Here is a 20058-nt window from a genome sequence, read left to right as displayed (position 1 = left end):
AACACCCGACAAGGCTCCAGCTTATGACGCCAAAGCGCAATGCATGTGCCAGTGTGAATGAGAATTTCATGCAGCCAGCGGCGCACGACTTCGGCACAATCGGACGCTGAACAACAAGATCAGTCTCAGGACAACGGCATGCAGATCGACGAAGAACTGACCCTCAAGAAGCTGGAAATCTTCCTGGCGTTCATGCGCACCGGTAACCTGGCTCGCGCTGCGGCCGAGCTTCAGACCAGCACGGTCAGCGTGCACCGGGCGATTCACTCGCTGGAAAGTGCGCTGCGTTGTCCGCTGTTCAAACATGAGGGGCGCAACCTGACGCCGATGGAAAGCGCGTATGTGCTCGAAGAGCGTGCGCAGAAACTGGTGCAGGAAGTGCTGAGCACGGTGGAACAGACCCGCGAGGCAGCAGGTTTTTCAGCCGCGCGCTTCAAGCTGGGAGCGTTGTATTCGCTGACCGTCAAAACCGTTCCGCAACTGATCATGGGTTTGAAGATCCGCCGCAGTGAGCTGAATATCGACCTGATCCTGGGCTCCAACATCGACCTGTTCTACAAGCTCAAGAACATGGAAGTCGATGCGATTCTGGTGTCGCTCAACGAGAGCGTGCACGATCCGGACTGCGAGCAGCTGCCGCTGTTTTCCGATGACATTTTCCTCGCCACGCCCGCTGACTCGCCGTTTGCCCATCAGAGCGAAGTCGATCTGAGCGATTTGCGCGAGGCGACGTTCATCACGCTGACGCAAGGCTTCGCAACCCATCGCGACGGGGCGATGGTGTTTCAGCAGGCCGGGTTCGAGCCAAAAGTGGCGATGCAGGTCAATGACATCTTCACGCTGCTGAGCATGGTCAGTTCAGGGGTGGGTTATGCGCTACTGCCCGGCAGGATTGCGGCGGTTTATGAGAACCGCGTGCGGCTGATTCCGCTGCAATCGCGCTACCGTATGCAGCAGCACATCGGTCTGGTATTTCTCAAGGCTCGCGAACGCGATCCGAATCTGCTGGCGTTGCTGGCGGAATGCCGAATGTATTCGAATCGGTTGATCGAGGGGTAATCCCTCTACTGCTCGACCTTCCCATCTGTGGGAACGAGCCAGCTGGCAAGTGCACAGGCCTGTTCGCAAGCAAGCTCAGTCCCACAAAAAGCATTCCCGCCTTCAGCCAAGTATCCCTCGCACGATGAAATACAGCAGCGACGGCCCGAGCAGACAACCCAACCCCGTGTGGAACGTTGCAGTCAGCGCGCCGTAAGGCACCAGCCGCCGATCCGTTGCCGCAAGCCCTGCGGTCACGCCACTGACGGTACCGGCCAGGCCCCCGAAGACCATCGCCGAGCGAGGGTTGTCCAGTCCCATCCAGCGTGCAGCCATCGGCGTGCCAACCATGACCAGAATCGCTTTGATCAAGCCCGTCGCAATCGACAGCGCCATCACATCGGACGATGCGCCCAACGCCGCCCCCGTTACCGGACCGACGATATACGTCACGGCGCCCGCGCCGATGGTGGTGATGCTCACCGCGTCCCGATAACCGAAGGCATAGGCCACGCACGACCCCACGATGAAGGGCATCACGGTGCCGAGAAACAGCGAGAACGCGCCGATCAAGCCCGCTTTTTTCGCTTCGGTCGCCTGGACTTCGAAGGCCGTGGCGACGATGGCAAAGTCACGCAGCATGGCGCCGCCCATCAAACCGATGCCCGAGAACAACGCCAGATCCGCCAGCCCTTTCTGGCCGCCGGTCATCACCCCACCGACCCACGCCAGCACCAGTCCGATGACGATGGCGATGGCCGAACCGTGGATGCGCCCGAACGTCAGGCGCCTGGACAGCACGACGGAAATCCACATCACGACGCCGACCACGGCAAACGCAGTCACCAGGCCTTGGCTGATCAGGTCTTTCTGAATGAGCTCCCACATATCAGCGGCCTCCTGCCGGGGAAACGGTTGCAGCGGCATTCGGCGCGATCACCGAGTCATGGTCTGCGTCTCCTTCTCTGGGCAGCGGCTCGCCTTTGTTGATCCGGCTGATGATGGCGATCGTGCAACCGCAGACCAGCACCGAACCGATGGCAGCGATCACGGCGATGGGGCCACCCTTGAGCGCAGTGACGACGTTTTGCTGGGCGGCCATCGCGACCACGACAGGGATGTACATCGCGCCCCAGAAGCCGACGCCCATCTCGCAGCCTTCGCTCATGCCGCCACGTTTTTGCATGTACAACCGGGCGCAGATCAGCAGGATCATCGCGATCCCGACGCCGCCCACGTTGGATTTGACGCCCAGCAGCACACCGAGCAGGTCACCGAGAATCACCCCCGCAAGGGTGCAGATAGCGAGTAACGCGACACCATAAATAATCATTGTTGTTATCCTCAAATTGCATCGTCGAAGTTGTTGTTTTTGTGTTCCTTCGAAAGCAGCAGTCGGTTTATGGGTGGCGACTTTCCTCCTCTCGCGACAGTGCGCTCAGCGTATCCAGCCGGGCGCCCTGGAAGGCGACTGCGGATCCTTGTTCGAAAACCTTGCGCGCCAGCCCCGTGAGCACGGTGCCGGGCGGCAATTCGATGTGCAGCCGCGCGCCACGCTCGTAGGCGGTCTGCACGGTGCTGCGCCAGTCGATGACCCGGCACATGTTGAATGCCAGGTCGTCACGCAGTTTTTCAGCCGTATAAACCGGGCGTGCAGTGCTGCCGCTGAGGTACTTGAGCGTCGGCGTCTGGACACACACCTGCGCGAACGCTTCAGCCAGGGAGTGGGCCGACGCCGTCAACAGCTCGCAGTGGGAAGGCACGCTGACCGCCAGCCGTTTCGCCGCCGCAGCGCCTTGCGCCTTCGCCAGTGCCGCGACATGCGCCATCGCCTCATCGCTGCCCGCAATGACGAACTGGTTATCGGCATTGATGTTGGCCAGAAACACCGGCGAACGTGCACCGTGAACCTGCTGAATCATCCCCTCGACCACGCTCTGCTCGAGCCCGATCAATGCAGTCATGCCGTAGCCCTGCGGATAAGCGTTCTGCATGAGTTCGCCGCGCAGAGCGACCAATCGCACAGCGTCGGAAAGCGTCAGCGCGCCCGCCACCACGGCGGCTGGATAGGCTCCGATGGACAACCCAGCCACAAAATCGGGCGTATGGCCTCGTGTCATCAGCAGCCGCGCGCAGGCGACGCCGGCAATCACCAGGCACAGCTGAACGGAACGGGTCGAGCGCAACGCGTCGGCGGTATCGAGCGCAAGGACGTCTTCGTTCAGCGCATCGCTGGCCTCACGCAGGCATTCGCCGACCAGCGCGTCGTCCGGCAGCGCATGCAGCATGCCCGCCTGCTGCGCGCCTTGGCCGGGAAACGCCCAAAAGGTGCTCATGCTGCTCGCTCCTCAGGCAACCAAGGATTGCTGACCAGCCGTGCACCATCGTCAGCCTTGAGCAGGACCTGCCGCGACGAGCCGGCCCACTCACGTAATGCCACAGCGCCAGAAGGCGTCTGCAATTGCAGATCGATCCGGCAGTCAGCAGCCGCCAGCGCATTGCTGAGCCGGGCAGCACGTTCACGCGTGAAAAACTCTGGCGCTCGCAGAATCAGGTCCAGATCGCTGTCCTGATGCAGCACCGGCACGCCCGTCGCCAGTTGGAAACCGGCACTGCCGGTCACACCCCACGGGAGCTGCAGCGCATTCATCAGGCCGTGGATCTGCCGCAATGCGCTCAGCGCAGGCCCGTCGCCGGGGTCGGCGCAGACGTCTGTGAGCTGCTCCGGGATGACGCGACGGGTGATGTCAGCGCTGGGCATTTGAGTGGCGAAACGCTGCTCGCGAACACGACCGCGCACACCGACCGCAATCCACCCCGCCGCCACTTGCGCCCGCCTTACCACCACCGGATGTCCCTGCTCGATGACGTCGAACAACCAGGCAGGCGCATCGGCTGGCAACGCGGCCACCGACAAGCCCCACAACAGATCGTGAGGCCGAACGGGCGCCGGGGCATTCATTACCACTGGGCCCGAAGCAGTTGGCGAACCTTTTGCGAGGCCGCACGGTTCGGCGCGCCCAGACGCCCGCTCAGATCATTGCTGCCATTCTGAGCATCCTTGATCGCAGCAATCAGGCAGTCCTGAACCGCCGACAGATCCGCCGCCGAGGGCTGTTCGATATGCTCGACCGAAAGCGTTTCCCAGAGCAGCCCAAGGCTGGCATAGCTGTCGATGTCGTAGGCCATCGGGGGCACGCTGGCGGCCAGTTTTTCCAGCTCCTCGATGCTGCGCAGCGTCACCCGCGCCGCCGAAGCCTTGCCCATGGCATGCACCATCACGCCCGGATCCCGAAGCGCGATCAGACGATTAGCCTGATACCCGTGTGCAAGAAAAGCACCGGACATTGCCTTGCCGACCAGCAGCCCGATGACCGGATGCCCCGCCAACCGCGCCCGTGCGTAAGCGTCCACTGCGCCGGCCAGGGCTTGATGGATGCCCAGCGCCTCCTCGCGACGACCGTAAGCCTGACTCGGAACATCGATGATTGCGACCAGCGCCCGCTTGTCATCGCGATCGAGGTCAAGCTCGATCGCGCTGTCTACGGCCTGCGCCAGACCCCAGCCTTCAAGCAGCCCCACCTCGCCGTTGCGCGCCCTTGGAAACGGGTTGTCAGGATCAGCGACCACCGACAGAAAACGCGCCGGCCGACCGCCAAGCGTCCCGTCGGCGGCCTTCACGGATGCCGGGAGGCCCGAGACCTGCGCTGAGCCTGCGCTCAAGGCATTGAACCAGTTCAATCCGCGGGTGGATACGCTCATGGTTGCTCTCCTTGATAGAGACTGCGAACGGCAGCGGGATCGATTTGCGCCGTGGTGTCCAGCCCGCCAAGACGCTCCAGAAACAGCGCGTACCGGCTGCTGCGCTCGTGCTCGGGCCTGCCTTGGCGCAACAGGTCCTTGATCTGCTGCGAAATGGCAACAGTGTCGTCGGCGACATAGGCGTCCACCAGACCGCTGGCGAAACGTTGTTCTCCGCCCGTCAGGCTCCAGATGAATGGCCGGTCACGGGAGTCGTACTCTTCAATGCCCGCCTCCTGCTCGATCACTTGCGGGCCGTTCAACCCCAGCCGCGCTTCCTGGGTCACGACCAGATAACTGCATAAGCCTGCTGCGATCGACATTCCGCCGAAGCAACCGACACTGCCTGCGACGACGCCGATGACCGGTTGATGACGCCGCAGATCGACGATGGCGGCATGGATTTCAGCAATGGCCGCCAGCCCGAGGTTGGCTTCCTGCAAACGTACGCCGCCGGTTTCCAGCAAAAGAATCGCTGCCGTTGGAATGCCCTTGCGATTGTCTTCGGCTGCCAGCTCCAGCGCGCCCGCCATTTTGGCGCCGCCGACTTCACCCATGCTGCCGCCCTGAAAACCTCCTTCGATCGCGCAGACAACCACGGGCTTGCCGGCAATCGAACCTTTGGCGATGACAACGCCGTCATCGGACTGAGGCACGACGCCCTGTTTCGCGAGCCAGGGCGAAACCAGCCGCTCGAACGGGTCGATCAGTTCACGAAAGCTGCCCTCGTCCAGCAACGCGCGGGCACGCTGACGTGCGCCCAGTTCGACGAAGCTGTGCTGCTTCAACAGGCGAGCGCTGTCAGTCATGGCCCACCTCCTCAAAACCCTGCTCCAGCCGCAGCCGGACAACGCCGGGCGTTGCGCCGAAATCGTGAATATCGATGCTCAGTGCCGGCGGTGTCTGGCCGTCGAACATGCGCTGAAACAGATGCTCCCAGCGTGCCGAACTGCCGTTCACCGAGGTCATGACCTGGATGCTCAGCTTGCCGGGCACGCCAGGTTCCAGCAGCACTTCCAGGTCGCCCGACCCCACACAGCCCACCAGCGCACGTCCGCGCGGCGGCTGACCGGCGGGAAATTCAAAAGACAAGGTTTCCATGATCAGACGTTCCTCTTTTCATTGCCGAGCGCAGGCTCGAGGCAATCGATGAACAGACAGGCAGCGAGCAGATCCGCAGCGCCACCCGGTGACGCATTCAGACGCAGCAGTTGCTGATCCAGCTCATGCAGCGCCCGACGCCCGCTGAGGGTCGCGCTGCCACCGGCGTCCAGAACGCGCTGAGCGCCTTGCTGCATGGTCTGCAGCCCTTGCTCGCCAGCGCGATACAGCACGCAGGTGTCGGACAGTTCGGTCATGATCGCGAGCAGCGCATCGAGCCTCGCATTCTGCTCGCCAGACTGTCTGGCGCGGCTGCGCTTGAGCTGCACAAGTCCCGATTGGGTGACAGCGGGGAACCCCATTTGCGCCTGTTCGCGCGCGCCCATTGCGCCATATTTGCGTGCCACTTGCGCACCATGGCTTTGCGTGTGCGAAGACGCGTGGCGGTCTTCGATCAACGCCAGACATCCGGCTCGCAGGCCGAGTCCGGCAGGCGAAAGATCGTCAGGATCCAGCGCCGCCGCAGTCACCAACAGGCCCAGTGCCCAGATCGCACCGCGATGGGTGTTCACGCCATTGGTGGTGCGCATCATCGCTGCCTCGCCTTCGCGACCGATACGACCGATGGCTTCACGCAGCGGCTGGCCGATCTCGCCGATCGAGAGGGCGGCCTCGGCCATTTCCTTGAATGCCGGCCAGAGCGCCAGCGCTGAGGCGTGCATCAGACCGAGGTGCAGATCGTGATGCGCGCCGCTGCTGCGCCTGTCCACCAGGGCGGGTTTGGGCGACAGGTCGGCCTCATCGATGAGGGCTTCGACGGCCAGGTCCGCCAGGCTTTCAGCCAAAGAAACGGTATGCGGTGCTGCATCGAAAGATACGTTGAATGCGTGCATCACCAACTCCTGAATTTCGCGGGCGGGTTGTACAAACCACCGGACCATTCCACCAACTCGGCAATGCTCTTGGCGGCCAACAGCTCGCGGCTGGCGTCGGTGCGACGGATACCCAAGTCTTCCGGCAGCGCGATAAGGCCTTCACGACGCATGCGGGCAGTGTCTTTCGGATCATGTCTGAGCCCGATCGACGTCACGCCGGCCACGGCGGCGATCATCGCCTGACGCTCTTGCAGACTGCGCGCCTTGTACAGGTAAGCGATGCCTTCTTCGGTGAGCAAATGGGTGACGTCGTCGCCGTAGATCATGATGGGCGCCAGCGGCATGCCGCTTTTTTTCGCGACCTCAACGGCATCCAGCGTCTCGACGAAGGTCGGTTTGCCGCCCTCCTGGAAGGTTTCGACCATTTGCACGACGAGCTTTTTGCCGCGCTCAAGGTAGGCATCCGGCCCGTCGCCGCTCAGCTGGCGCATGTCCAGCCAGGCAGGCGTGCCGTGACGTCGACCGCGAGGGTCGTGGCCCATGTTCGGCGCGCCGCCAAAACCGGCAAGCCGCCCGCGCGTGACCGTCGAGGAATGCCCGTCGCCGTCGACTTGCAGCGTCGCGCCGATGAACAGGTCCACGGCGTACTGACCGGCGAGCTGACACATCATCCGGTTCGAGCGCATGGAGCCGTCGTGGCCGGTGAAGAACACGTCAGGCCGGGCGGCGATATAGTTTTCCATGCCCAGTTCGGTGCCAAAGCAATGCACACTTTCGACCCAGCCGCTTTCAATGGCCGGAATCAGCGTCGGATGTGGGTTGAGCGTCCAGTTGCGGCAGATCTTGCCCTTCAACCCCAGCGATTCGCCGTAGGTCGGCAGAATCAGCTCGATCGCGGCAGTATTGAAACCGATGCCGTGGTTGAGCGACTGGACGTTGTGTTTTTCGTAGATGCCGCGGATGGCCATCATCGCCATCAGCACGTGGACGGGTTTGATGTGACGAGGGTCGCGGGTGAACAACGGCTCGATATAGAACGGCTTGTCGGCCACCACCACGAAATCGACCCACGAGGCAGGGATGTCGACGCGCGGCAGGTCGCTCACGTCCTCGACCAGCTGGTTGACTTGCACGATGACGATGCCATCGCTGAACGCTGCAGGTTCGATCAGGGCGGGCGTGTCTTCGGTACTGGCGCCGGTGTAGATGTTGCCCGCGCGGTCAGCCATGAAACCGGCGGACAACACGACGTTGGGTATCAGATCGACCAGCAGGCGGGAGTACAGCTCGATGTAGGTGTGAATCGCGCCGATCTCCAGCAGCCCATCTTCCAGCAGCTGGCTGATGCGCAGGCTCTGCGTGCCGGCAAACGAGAAGTCCAGCTTGCGCGCGATGCCACGCTCGAAAAGGTCCAGGTGTTCAGCACGACCGACGCTGGGCATGATCATGTGCAGATCATGAAGCTTGCCGGGATCAGCCTTGACCAGCGAACGGGACAGGAAATCTGCCTGTTTCTGGTTGTTGCCTTCAAGCACTACACGGTCGCCGGGCGCGATCAACGCTTCGAGCGCCGCGACGATCTTGTCGGTCGGCAGAACGACGCCATCGGCGAAGGAACGCACCAGTTCGAGCCGCCGCTGCTTTTCGCTGCGACGACGCGACCAGCGCGGGTCTAGTTTCGTTGTTGTAGTCATGCTGACTCCACGAGTTCGCTGTCGTGGGCAACATTAGGAGCTATCGCGTCGCAGCATCAATCAAGCACGGCGGCCGATCGTTACGGTTGGAGTAATGATTGCCAGCGTGCCGTCATCACGATGATCACGCCGGTATTTAAACGAGCAGCGCGGAGCAGATGACTGCTGCACACCGGCAGCCACCTGGCGCAAGGGTCTGGCTTAAGCAGGGTAACTCGGCTCAGATCGCAGGCCCGGTCCCTGGCACCAGGCTCGCGTCCACCAGCCACTGCTCCAGCGCGATCAGGTCGGGGATTTTCGCGACGGTATCACCGACCTGCACGGCCGCCAGTTCCAGCTCGGACAACGGCACGTCGACGTAACTCAGCTGGCTGTCGAGCTTGCAGGACCGGGGTATGCCTTGGGTCAGCAAGGCGATGAACTTGAGATCGGGACGCGCGCCCAGCGCGTTGAGCACGACAATGCGGGCTCGACCGCCAACGCGGGCGCGGCTTCCGCAAGCCGCTTCAAAGCTGAGCAGGGGCAAGCTGCGGTGACGCCAGTTGATCGGCCCCAGATACCACTGAGGGGCGGCGGGGTCGGCGACGGTGTCCTGATAATCGATCAGTTCGGCCACCGCGACGTTCGGCAGCAGCAAATGGCGGTCACTGAGCGGAATGAGCAGACCGGTGAGGCTGGTCAGACGCGCCGTTTGCGTGGTTGTGTCAGACATGCACGTGACTCCAGTGCGCGATGCTCTCCAGCAGCGCCGCTTCCTGATACGGCTTGCTCATGTACTCGTTGACCCCCAGCGCCATGGCGCGATCCCGGTGTTTCTGCCCGGAGCGGGAGGTGATCATGATAATGGGCAGATGTTTGAGCGCCTCGTCTTCGCGAACCTTGCTCGCGACCTCGAAGCCGTCCATGCGCGGCATTTCGATGTCCAGCAGCATGACATCCGGCGTGTGTTCCTGGAGCAGCGCCATGGCATCGACACCATCCTTGGCAGTGAGCACATTCATGCCGTTGCGCTCCAGCAATCGCCCGGTCACCTTGCGCACCGTCACCGAATCATCCACCACCATCACCAGCAGCGGCCGGATCTGCTCAGCTTCCACATACTGCGCCGGGGCCTGCCCCGAGACCTGCAACGCAAGCATCCGCGCATGCAAGCGACGAATGTGCGCAAACAGATCCAGGATCAGCACAACGCGGCCATCGCCGAGGATCGTCGCCCCGGCGATGCCCTGCACACCGGAAAACTGCGGCCCCAGGTTCTTCACGACGATTTCCCGCGAGCCCGCAAGCGCATCGACCTGCACAGCCACCCACTGATCATGCACGTGCACCAGCAACACCGGCAGCGGCTGAGTCTGGCCGATCAATCGGGGCGGTTGACCGTTGTTCAGCAGTTCGCCCAGATAGCGCAGCTCGTAAGTCCGCTCGCCGTACTGATAACGCGGCGGCGTGGACTGGTAATACGCCTCCAGCTCATTGGGCATCACGCGCACGATGCCTTCGATACTGTTCAGCGGCACGGCGTACTGCTCTTCGCCGCACTGCACCATCAGCGCCCTGTTGACCGAGACCGAGAACGGCAGGCGGATACGAAAACGCGCGCCCTCGCCGGACTTCGAATCGATGACCATCGAACCGCCCAGCTCTTTCACCTCGGCGTGCACCACATCCATGCCCACGCCACGCCCGGAAATCTGCGTGATCGTCTCGGCAGTGGAAAAACCGGCCTGCAGAATGAACTGCAGCGTGTCGTGCTCACTGAGCTCGGCGTCCGGGCCGATCAGCCCGCGCTTGACCGCTTTGCGGCGCACGGCCTCGAAATCGACGCCTGCGCCATCGTCACTCATCTCGATCACGATATCGCCGCCTTCATGCGCAAGGCTCAACACGATGTGCCCCACCTCGGACTTGCCCGCTGCGAGACGCTTTTCCGTGCTTTCCAGACCATGATCGATGGCGTTGCGCAGCATGTGCTCCAGCGGCGCGACCATACGTTCGAGGACGTTGCGGTCCATCTCGCCTTCGGCGTTGACCACGTCGAACTTGACCTTCTTGTTCAGCTCGCCAGACACCTGACGGACGATCCGGCGCAAACGCGGCACCATGCGCTCGAACGGGACCATGCGCGTGCGCATCAGGTTTTCCTGCAGCTCGGTGTTCACACGCGCCTGTTGCAACAGCAATGTTTCGGCTTCATGGGCACGCGTATCGAGGGTTTCCTTGAGCTCCATCAAGTCCGACGCGGACTCGAACAGCGCCCGCGACAGCTGCTGCAATTGAGAATGCCGGTCCATTTCCAGCGGGTCAAAATCTTCGTAACCCAGGCGTTCGGCCTGATGATCACGACTGAGGATCCGCCCTTGGGTTTCAATATCCAGGCGCCGCAGCTGGTCACGCATCCGCTCGATGGTGGTTTCCATTTCGGCCAGCGTGACCTGAGCGTCACTGACCTGCTGCTCGATGCGGCCACGGAAAATCGAGGTCTCGCCGGCCAGGTTGACCAGATCTTCCAGTTGCTCGGCCGGCACCTTGACCATCTCGGGCCCCGTTCGCTCAGCCTCCGCATCAGCGGGCGGCATCACAGGCTCGGCCGCAGGCAGCGGCGCCACCGGCAGCACGTCCAGGGGCTTGCTCACAGATTCCTGAGCGGCGCCAGGCGACGAGTATTGCGCGATGCTCTCGATCAGCAACGCCGGATTGGGCAGCGGCTCATAACCGCGAACGGCATCGACCATGTCGGCGAGCATGTCGTGGCCGCTTTGCAGCAGACCGTTGAGCAGCGCGCTGTTTTTCAGCGTGCCCGACGACAACCCTTCATAAAGCGATTCCATCTCATGGGCCAGATCACCGATCGGGGCAATCTCAACCATGCGCGCGCCGCCCTTAAGGGTATGCAGATCACGCAGCAGGTTTTCCACTTCAAGGCTGTTCTGCGGATCGGCCTGCCAGCGCACCAACGCTGCGCTGGTGCTCTCGATAATGTCATCGGCTTCTTCGAGGAAGATCTCCAGCAGCTCCGGATCGCGCTCGTCCAGCGCCTGAATCATCGAACCGACATTGCGCGGCTCGGCGTCCTGAGGCTGCACATAACAATTTTGCTGGCGGAACTCGCGAATGGCCTCGATCAGCGGCTGCGGGCTGGTCAATGCAACACGGTTCTGCAATTGCTCGAGCATCAGCGCCAGATGATCGTGACTGCGCACCAAAAGATCGGCGAGCGTCGGCGAGTGGCTGCAGCGACGGTCGATAAGGCATTCGTAAAGCGATTCCAGCTCATGGCCCAGATCACCGACCGGCCCGATTTCGGCCATCCGCGCGCCACCTTTGAGGGTGTGCAGATCACGCTGCAGTGACGACAGCGGCAGCGGGTTTTCCGGGTCATCGAGCCAACGCTGCAACGCCTGGCCCGCGCTTTCGAGAATATCGACCGCCTCTTCGAGAAAGATATCGACGATCTCTTGATCCAGCTCATCGCGAACCGGCTGCTCAGGTTCTGCGTTCAGGCTTTCGGTGGCTTCCTGCAGATCAGTGACGCGAGTCGGCAATCCGCCCTCGCTGCGAATCAGGCCCGTGGCGCCGGGGTCCAGCGCCTCGTCGAGCAAGTCGCGCAATGCCTGGACGCGCTCCGGGCAGGCCTGAACCTGCTGGCCGGCGGCCACCTGATCGAGCATGTTGATCAGCGCCTCGTGAGCGTTTTGCGCCTCATCGAAGAAACGCTCGCTGACCGCCAGGCTGCTTTCCTCCACCGCACCGTACAGGTCCAGCAGCGCTTCACACAGCTCATCGACCTGCGGCAGATCGGCCATGTGCGCACCGTGGCCGAGCATCGTCAGTTCATCGAGCAGCGCATTGAGTTCCTGACGCTCGCCCGGATGCTGCCGCCAACGCTCCAGCAGACTCTCGGCGTCGAGCAGGATGTCCATGCCTTCGGCCAGAAAGCTGGCCAGCACCTGCGGATTGCGCCGCGTGCGCAGGCCGTTGTCATCGGCGGCCAGGGCCTCAGCCATGCGCTCTTCAAGCAACCGATTGGCCGATCGGATCAGCTCGTCCGCGCCGGCGATCGACATCAGCGGATCGACGGTCAGTTGCGCCAGCCCCTGATGAAACAGCGGCTCAGCGGCTGACAGCAAATCCAGCTCAGGTTCGCCGACGGCAATCTGGTTGGTCTTGAACTCGCGCACCAGTTGATCGAGCGGACCGGCGAGCTCCGCCATCGGCAGCACACCGGCCATGTAGGCGCTGCCCTTGAGCGTGTGCAACGCCCGCAGCAAGTCATCGCTGAACGAGGGCGACTCCTCGCCTCTGGCGGTATCGAGGCAACGATTGAGCGTGTCCAGGTGGGTCTGGGCTTCCTGACGGAAAATCTCCAGCAATTGCGGATCGAATGCTTCCGACGGGCCGTCCTGCGCAATCGGCGTGGCCTGCGGTTCAAGGTTTTCACCCTGAGCCAGCGCATGAGCCCGTGCGGCGAGCTGATCGACATCATCGCGTTGGCGCTGAACGTCTTCGGCAAAATCCCGGATGACATCCGGCAGCAGCACAAGCACATCGGTGAGCAGTTGCTGCACATGCGCATCCGGCTCGACGCTGCGTTCGAGCACGCGGTTGAGCAGGTTCTCCACTGCCCAGGCCAACTCGCCGAGAATCAGCGCGCGGACCATTCGCCCGCTGCCTTTGAGCGTATGAAACGCGCGGCGTATTTCAGTCAGGGCAGCGCTATCGTCCACGCTGGCCAGCCAGCGCGGCAGGTATTCGTGCAGTGCATCGAGCATTTCATCGGTTTCTTCGAGAAACACATCGCGCAGCTCGTCATCCACAGGCGGCTCGCCCTTGGGCGGCGGCAGCAGGCTGGCGGGAACGTGCCGCGCGGGCGGGTTCACCGCCGAGACCGGACTGGCCAGCACCTCGGCAATGCTCGGGCTCGGACTGACCAGCGCCTGGCGCTCGTGCAGTTCATGCAGCTCCTCATGGCTGATGACTTCTTCGAGCACAGGCACTTCGACAGCGTCCGGCACAGGCGAATAACCGAGCCGTGCCAGACTTTCCTGCGCCAGATCCAGCACATGCTCGCCGGGCGCTTCGGGGTCTTCGGCCATGCGTTCCAGGTAATACTCGACGCCGATGATCACATCGGCCAAGTGATCGAGCTGCGAGGAGGCGGGAGGTTCTGCGCCGCCCAGCAGATGCTCGGTGATGTATTCGTTGCACGCTGCGAGCATGCCCGACGCACGCGCCAGCGGAATCATCGCCAGGGCGCCACGCACCTGAACCAGTTGTGCACTCAGCGGCTCCAGACGCTCGCGAGCGAGGTCGCCATCGACGTAGTCGTCGATCACGTCCTTGGCCTGCTGCAGGACGACGCGCGCTTCCTTGATGACCAGCTGATGAATCTGACTCAGGTCGGTGGTCGGCAAACGGCTCTCTTCCGGACTGCTCTGGTCGACCGACCCGGCCATGCCTGCCAGTGTCGCCTCCACATAAAGCAGAGCGCCTGCAACATCCATCAACGTGGCGTCATCGGGCTCGCGCTGCCCTTGCGCCATGCCCTGCACCACCGCCAATTGGTCGATGATCACTTTGCGCGGCTGACCGAAGCCCAGCACCGCGAGCGTATCGGCGATCTGCCGCAGTGGCGGAAGCAGCGCATTGAGTTCACTGACGTGCTGGCGATCGCCCCGCACGAACACGTCCAGCCGCTCCTTGGTGCGCACCAGTTCGTCACACAGCGCAATGATCACCGAGCGCATGGCATCGCGATCCGGACCCGCCATCCGCGCGCGCTCCTCATCGACCAGCGCGTTCTCCGGCAAGGCCTCGGCCAGCGCGTACTGATCTTTCAACTCGATCATCCTTTGCGCCTGGCTGTCGGATTTGGCGATGTAGAACAGCAGGCTCTTGAGCAACTCATCTGGCGCCGGCTGATTGATGCCGGCAATGCCTTGCTCCAGCAGGCGCTTGAGTTCTTTGTCGGCATCCTTGAACAGACTGCGCAGCGCGGGGCTGTTGGTGAAGTTGCCGCTGGCCATGGTTTCGACCAGTGCAGATGCGATGCGCCACAGAGGCTCGAGCGGCGCGTCCTTGCATAAGGCCTCAAGCTTGGCGAAGACCTTGGTCATGTACGCGAGCTGCGTCTGCACATCCTGCTCACGCAGCAGCCCGACCAGCGCGGTCTGCAAGGTCTGACGCAGCTTGCGCAGCCTGGCGCCGAGCTCCGGGCTGTCACGTTGCGCGAGCATCTGCGCATCCAGCGCCGGGAGCGAGAGCAGTTGCGGCGAAAACAGACTGGTTTCCGAAAGCAGGCTTTCGCCCCGGGCACTGCGCAGGTCGTTGAGCAGCGGCAGCACCACCAGCGGCAGATCGCGCCGGGCAGAATGAATGCGCTCCAGGTACACCGGCAACTGGCTCAGCGCCTGATGCAACAGCTGTACGGCCTCGGTTTCCTGAGGCACGCGACCTTGCTGGAACGCCAGGGCCAATTGCTCGATTTCCTCGGCGAACAGTGCGGCACCGTAGAACTCGATCATCTGCAGGCTGCCGTGCACCTGATGAATGAAATCCAGGCACACTTCCATCGCCGCCGGGTCGTGGGGCCGGGCGACGAACGTATCCAGCGCCTGTCGAGCGTGTTTGAGGGTTTCGGCTATTTCGCCCTTGACCCATTCCAGGGCCACGTAGTCGTGACGGTCAGCCATGATGACTCCGGTTGCCTTTGCCTTGACGCTTCGTGTTTCGCACCGACGGGGACATCAATGCCGCGAGGCCGGCAATGTGAATCCGGACACCGAGCGGCGCATTTCGCTGGCCATTTTCGCCAGATTGCCCATGCTCTGCGCAGTGGCGGCGGTCCCGGACGTGGTTTGCGTGGTGGTTTGCTGAATCACAGTCATGGTCGTGGAAATCTGTTGCCCCAACGCGCCTTGCTGCTGCGCGGCATTGGTGATGCTTTCGATCAACGCGGCCAGCACCTTGGAAACCCCTTCGATTTCCTCCAGCGCAACACCGGCATCCTGCGCCAAACGCGCGCCGCGTACCACTTCGGATGTCGTCTGCTCCATCGAGATGACGGCTTCGTTGGTGTCGTTCTGAATGGCGCGGACCAGGGTTTCGATCTGCTTGGTGGCCGACGACGAGCGCTCGGCAAGACGTTGCACTTCGTCGGCGACCACGGCGAAGCCGCGACCGGCATCGCCCGCCATGGACGCCTGAATGGCGGCGTTCAGCGCCAGAATGTTTGTCTGGTCAGCGATGTCGTCGATCAGGCTGACAATGTCGCCGATTTCCTGAGATGACTCACCCAGGCGCTTGATCCGTTTGGACGTGTCCTGAATCTGCTCACGGATGTTGTCCATCCCATTGATGGTGTTGTGCACCACTTCGTTGCCCTTGTTGGCAATGGCCACCGAACGCTCGGCCACGGCGACCGACTCGGAGGCGTTGGCCGATACTTGAGCAATGGAGCGCGACATGTCGTTTACCGCATTCGACGCCGCGGCGATCTGCAACGCCTGATGCTCGGACGCTGCTGCCAGCTGGGTCGCGGTTGTCTGGGTGTCCTTGACCGCGCCGAACACCTGCTCGGCCGTCAGGTTGATGGTCGCCACCAGTTCGCGCAGTTGGTCGATGGAATAGTTGATCGAGTCTGCAATGGCGCCGGTGAAGTCTTCCGTCACCGAAGCGGCCACTGTCAGGTCGCCGTCCGCGAGGTCTTCGATCTCGTCGAGCAAGCGCATGATCGCAGTCTGATTGCGCTCGTTTTTCTCGGCGGTTTCGCGCAATTGCCGGTTGGTTTCACGCACCATCACAAGACCGATGAGAATGATCGACGCCAGCGCCAGCAAGCCCAGCATATAGCCGCCGTAGCTGTTGATGGTCCGACCGCCAGCCATGTGCTCGAAGCTGTTGGCCAGCACCGATGCCTCGTCGAGCAGCGTTTGCGAAAGATTGAAGATATTGCTCGCCGCCTCTCGTACTTCGAGCAGTTCCGGTGACGTCTCCAGAATTTCGTCCACAGAGCCCGACACGAACTGGAACAGCTCGGCAATCTCGGCCAGCCGCGCGCGGGCGTCACGGTCCTCGACCTGAGCGATCCTCAGTGACGCGTTGCCTTCGAGCATGCCGTTGAGCACGCGACCGAACTGGCTGGCATCACGCCCGAATGCGTCGGCGGCCTGAACCGCCGTCTCATCGCCCGACAGCACGGTGTTTACCGCGCCAAGAATCCGCTCGGCCAGCAGCGACTGGCGCTGAGCAAGTGCGACCTGACTGGCAGGTGCACGGTTCTGCAGAAGAATGTCGACGACTTTTTCCGACTCGATCTGCAATTGAGGGATGGTTTCGGCCAAGGTCGCTGCCACCTGGTGAAGCGACAACACAGTCTGCTCGCGTGAAAGAATGACATCGGTGCTCTTTCGCAGATTTTCCCAGTCGTTCTGCACCGCTTTCAATTCATCACCCACCTCGGCAGGAGCCGCGGGAAGACCGGTGTTCTTGTCGCCTTTCTTCAGATACTGCCAGCGCGTGTCGAAATCGTTGCGCGCATCCGCCAGCAACTTGAACGCCGCGGATTTCCCCGCCGCTGCCTCGGTGGCGTTCTTGGCAATGCGTTGCGACAGCACGCGCAGCTCGCCGGCATGGCCAATGTACTGTTTGTCGTAGTTGGACTGGGTGCTCAGGTACGCGAAATTGACGAAGAGCAGGATGATCGAAATGATCAGGACGACAAACAACGCGATGATTTGCGATCGGCTGCGCGCGCCTTCCAGGGACTTGCCGGTATTACTCATTGCTCAGGGCTCCGCCTGCGAAGACGGCGAACGTCCTCGATGCTGTGCAAGACAGTATTAAAGTGCGACATCCATGAACCCCGGCGACTGCACCAGCGTTCTGGGACTGAAAACCCGCCAGGCCTGTTCGCGCAGGAAACGGCCCTGAATGTACGGCGCGATTTGCGCGTCGCTGTCATCCAGGGTCTCAGGCATCAGGCTGCGCTCGCTGAAATGCTGCATGCCGAGGACTTCGTCCACCAGCAACCCGGCAAACACGTCCTGGTCATCGATGACCAGCACACGCCGCTGTTTGCGCAAGGGCGACAGCTCATGGCCGAAGAATGCACACAGATCCATGATCGGCAACAGCCTGCCCCGCAGATTCGCGATGCCGCGCACCCACGGCTTTACACCCGGCAACGCGGCGTAGCGGGGTTCATGAAGAATCTCATCGACCTCGCCCATGGGCGCAACGTAGAAACGCTCGCCCATGCGAAAGCCGATGCCGCTCCAGCCCTGCTGTCGGGTTTCCTGCAGCGGCAATCCGGCGGCGAGCGAGCGGCAGCGCTGGTCGATATCGAGCAGCAGCTGAAAAGCAGTTTGTGACTGAGCCATGAACGCCAGCCGGGCGTCAGCCCGCCAGAACCGCGTTCAGGGTTTTCATGAGGGTTTCTTCATCCACCGGCTTGGTCAGGTAGTCCCGCGCACCCTGGCGCTTGCCCCAGACCTTGTCGGTTTCCTGATCCTTGGTGGTGATCATGATCACCGGGATCATGTTGGTGTCGGCATCCTTGGTCAGCTGGCGGGTCGCCTGAAAACCGTTCAGGCCGGGCATGACGATGTCCATCAACACCGCATCAGGCTTTTCCTGACGCGCCAGCGCCACACCGTCTGCACCGTTTTCGGCCTTGAGGACCTGATGGCCGTGCTTTTCCAGCATCCCGGTCAGCTTGTACATTTCGGTCGGCGAATCATCGACGATCAGAATTCGAGCCATGGTGCTTCCCCATAGAAACAGCCGTCCCCGGGCAAGGGGACCGACTTCAAGATAATTGTTGTTCTACTGCAACGAACCCCGGCACGTGGGCCTTGATTGCACTGAGCAGCTCTTCCTTGCTAAACGGCTTGGTCAAAAACTGATCGGACCCGACGATTCGCCCCTTGGCTTTGTCGAACAGCCCGTCCTTGGAGGACAACATGATCACCGGCGTGGACTTGAACGCCCGGTTGTTCTTGATCAACGCACAGGTCTGATACCCATCCAGCCTGGGCATCATGATGTCGACAAATATGATTCTCGGATGATTATCGGCGATCTTGGCCAGCGCATCGAAACCGTCTATGGCAGTGATCACTTCACAACCGACGTTTTTCAACAGGGTCTCGGCGGTGCGACGAATCGTTCGAGAGTCGTCGATGACCATCACTTTCAATGGGGCTGAATGCTGTTCCATATCTGCTCTACCATCGCCGCGGCGATTCAGATGGGTCTGCCTTCGGCCGGGCCTATGGTGCTAGTCGGGATCGCTGAACCCCCATCTAGAGGGGTGCAAAGGCAACCGTCATGATGGCGGATGCCGAGCCTTTTTAGCACACTCTAAAGGCGCAATCCATAAAGCATCTGCGCCGCTCTTGCCCCTTGACCCCAAGCGTGCGCAGCGCCACCCTGACGCCTGTTTTCAGGCCGGTCGCGGCCATTACCGATCAGAGGATATTGCCCATGAGCATTCGCCTGGGAATTGTCATGGACCCCATCGAGCGCATTTCCTATAAAAAGGACAGCTCGCTGGCCATGCTCCTGGCAGCGCAAGCGCGCGGTTGGTCGCTGTTCTACATGGAACAGCACGATCTTTATCAGGATGCAGGACAGGCCCGTGCCCGCATGAAGCCGCTCAAGGTCTTCGCCGATCCGGCGCACTGGTTCGAACTGGAGGCCGAAGTCGACAGCGGCCTGGATGAGCTGGACGTTATCCTGATGCGCAAGGATCCGCCCTTCGACATGGAGTTCGTCTACTCCACCTACTTGCTGGAGCAGGCCGAGCGCGCGGGCGTGCTGGTGGTCAACAAACCGCAGAGTCTGCGTGACTGCAACGAAAAACTGTTCGCAACCCAGTTCTCCCACTGCACGCCGCCAACGCTGGTGAGCCGCCGCTCGGACATCCTGCGCGAGTTCGCCGCCAAGCATGGCGATGTGATCTACAAGCCTCTGGACGGCATGGGTGGCGCATCGATCTTCCGTCATCGTCCGGAAGATCCGAACCTTTCAGTCATTCTGGAAACCCTGACCAACCACGGCCAGAACCAGATCATGGCCCAGGCCTACCTGCCTGCAATCAAGGACGGCGACAAGCGCATCCTGATGGTCGATGGCGAGCCGGTTCCGTATTGCCTGGCACGCATTCCCGCCGCAGGGGAAACCCGTGGCAACCTGGCCGCCGGTGGACGTGGCGAAGCACGCCCGCTGACGGACCGCGATCGCTGGATCGCCGCCGAAATCGGCCCAAGCCTGCGGGAAAAAGGTCTGTTGTTTGTAGGCCTGGACGTCATCGGCGAACACCTGACCGAAATCAACGTCACCAGCCCGACGTGCATTCGTGAGATCGACAACGCGTTCGGTACGGACATTGGCGGAATGTTGATGGATGTGATCGAGAAGAAGCTGCAGGCCCGGTAGCGCAGCTTTCTGCAGGAGCGCGCTTGCCCGCGATTAAGGTGCGTCGGTAACAACCATGTCGAGTGTTCCGACGTCATCGCGGGCAAGCGCGTTCCTACAGTGACGATGCATTG

Annotated in this window: 17 protein-coding genes; 2 read left to right on the top strand and 15 right to left on the bottom strand. The window is 62.0% G+C overall.

Going from position 1 to position 20058, the window contains the following annotated elements; all coding sequences use genetic code 11:
• Positions 1-138: 138 nt before the first annotated feature.
• Positions 139-1059, top strand: a complete 921-nt coding sequence (locus tag AAGQ88_RS01470; RefSeq protein WP_342654252.1) for a LysR substrate-binding domain-containing protein — start codon at positions 139-141, stop codon at positions 1057-1059.
• Positions 1060-1161: 102 nt separating this feature from the next.
• Here AAGQ88_RS01470 and madM read toward each other — a convergent pair whose 3' ends face one another.
• The 15 genes from madM to pilG form a co-directional block, all read right to left on the bottom strand.
• Positions 1162-1926, bottom strand: a complete 765-nt coding sequence (gene madM / locus AAGQ88_RS01465) for a malonate transporter subunit MadM (protein ID WP_093468310.1) — start codon at positions 1924-1926, stop codon at positions 1162-1164.
• Between the two features lies 1 nt (position 1927).
• Positions 1928-2371: a malonate transporter subunit MadL gene (gene madL / locus AAGQ88_RS01460; protein ID WP_285423541.1), complete on the bottom strand. Its 444-nt coding sequence runs from the start codon at positions 2369-2371 to the stop codon at positions 1928-1930.
• A gap of 67 nt (positions 2372-2438) precedes the next feature.
• Positions 2439-3374, bottom strand: coding sequence for a malonate decarboxylase subunit epsilon (gene mdcH / locus AAGQ88_RS01455; RefSeq protein ID WP_342654251.1), 936 nt, complete (start codon positions 3372-3374; stop codon positions 2439-2441).
• Positions 3371-4000, bottom strand: a complete 630-nt coding sequence (locus AAGQ88_RS01450; protein ID WP_342654250.1) for a malonate decarboxylase holo-ACP synthase — start codon at positions 3998-4000, stop codon at positions 3371-3373. Before AAGQ88_RS01450 ends, mdcH begins: the two co-directional genes overlap by 4 nt.
• Positions 4000-4800, bottom strand: a complete 801-nt coding sequence (mdcE, locus tag AAGQ88_RS01445) for a biotin-independent malonate decarboxylase subunit gamma (protein ID WP_342654249.1) — start codon at positions 4798-4800, stop codon at positions 4000-4002. Before mdcE ends, AAGQ88_RS01450 begins: the two co-directional genes overlap by 1 nt.
• Positions 4797-5648, bottom strand: coding sequence for a biotin-independent malonate decarboxylase subunit beta (locus tag AAGQ88_RS01440; protein WP_342654248.1), 852 nt, complete (start codon positions 5646-5648; stop codon positions 4797-4799). Before AAGQ88_RS01440 ends, mdcE begins: the two co-directional genes overlap by 4 nt.
• A complete protein-coding gene (locus AAGQ88_RS01435; protein WP_093468293.1) occupies positions 5641-5940 on the bottom strand; it encodes a malonate decarboxylase subunit delta in 300 nt (99 codons plus the stop codon). Before AAGQ88_RS01435 ends, AAGQ88_RS01440 begins: the two co-directional genes overlap by 8 nt.
• Positions 5941-5942: 2 nt before the next feature.
• Positions 5943-6833 carry a triphosphoribosyl-dephospho-CoA synthase gene (locus AAGQ88_RS01430; protein WP_342654247.1) on the bottom strand — a complete coding sequence of 297 codons (891 nt, stop codon included), beginning with the start codon at positions 6831-6833 and terminating at the stop codon, positions 5943-5945.
• Positions 6833-8509, bottom strand: coding sequence for a malonate decarboxylase subunit alpha (gene mdcA, locus AAGQ88_RS01425; protein WP_342654246.1), 1677 nt, complete (start codon positions 8507-8509; stop codon positions 6833-6835). Before mdcA ends, AAGQ88_RS01430 begins: the two co-directional genes overlap by 1 nt.
• Positions 8510-8729: 220 nt before the next feature.
• Positions 8730-9221 carry a chemotaxis protein CheW gene (locus tag AAGQ88_RS01420; RefSeq protein WP_342654245.1) on the bottom strand — a complete coding sequence of 164 codons (492 nt, stop codon included), beginning with the start codon at positions 9219-9221 and terminating at the stop codon, positions 8730-8732.
• A complete protein-coding gene (locus AAGQ88_RS01415; RefSeq protein ID WP_342654244.1) occupies positions 9214-15198 on the bottom strand; it encodes an Hpt domain-containing protein in 5985 nt (1994 codons plus the stop codon). The genes AAGQ88_RS01420 and AAGQ88_RS01415 overlap by 8 nt, the downstream gene beginning before the upstream one ends.
• A 54-nt stretch (positions 15199-15252) precedes the next feature.
• The gene (locus AAGQ88_RS01410; protein WP_285423550.1) at positions 15253-17289 is read right to left on the bottom strand and encodes a methyl-accepting chemotaxis protein; all 2037 of its coding nucleotides are present in this window, start codon (positions 17287-17289) and stop codon (positions 15253-15255) included.
• A 57-nt stretch (positions 17290-17346) separates the two neighbouring features.
• Complete coding sequence (locus tag AAGQ88_RS01405; protein ID WP_093468275.1) at positions 17347-17886, bottom strand: chemotaxis protein CheW; 540 nt, start codon at positions 17884-17886, stop codon at positions 17347-17349.
• A 16-nt stretch (positions 17887-17902) separates the two neighbouring features.
• Positions 17903-18268: a twitching motility response regulator PilH gene (gene pilH, locus AAGQ88_RS01400; RefSeq protein WP_093468272.1), complete on the bottom strand. Its 366-nt coding sequence runs from the start codon at positions 18266-18268 to the stop codon at positions 17903-17905.
• 46 nt (positions 18269-18314) lie between these two features.
• A complete protein-coding gene (gene pilG, locus AAGQ88_RS01395) occupies positions 18315-18725 on the bottom strand; it encodes a twitching motility response regulator PilG (RefSeq protein WP_268798442.1) in 411 nt (136 codons plus the stop codon).
• 266 nt (positions 18726-18991) lie between these two features.
• Here pilG and gshB point away from each other — a divergent pair, with 266 nt between their 5' ends.
• Complete coding sequence (gene gshB / locus AAGQ88_RS01390) at positions 18992-19945, top strand: glutathione synthase (RefSeq protein ID WP_285423551.1); 954 nt, start codon at positions 18992-18994, stop codon at positions 19943-19945.
• The last annotated feature ends 113 nt before the right edge of the window (positions 19946-20058 follow it).

Source organism: Pseudomonas sp. F3-2 (assembly GCF_038804275.1).
Taxonomy (GTDB): Bacteria; Pseudomonadota; Gammaproteobacteria; order Pseudomonadales; family Pseudomonadaceae; genus Aquipseudomonas.
Note: the sequence above shows the minus strand (reverse complement) of the source record. Positions and strands in the feature narration are given on the sequence as shown.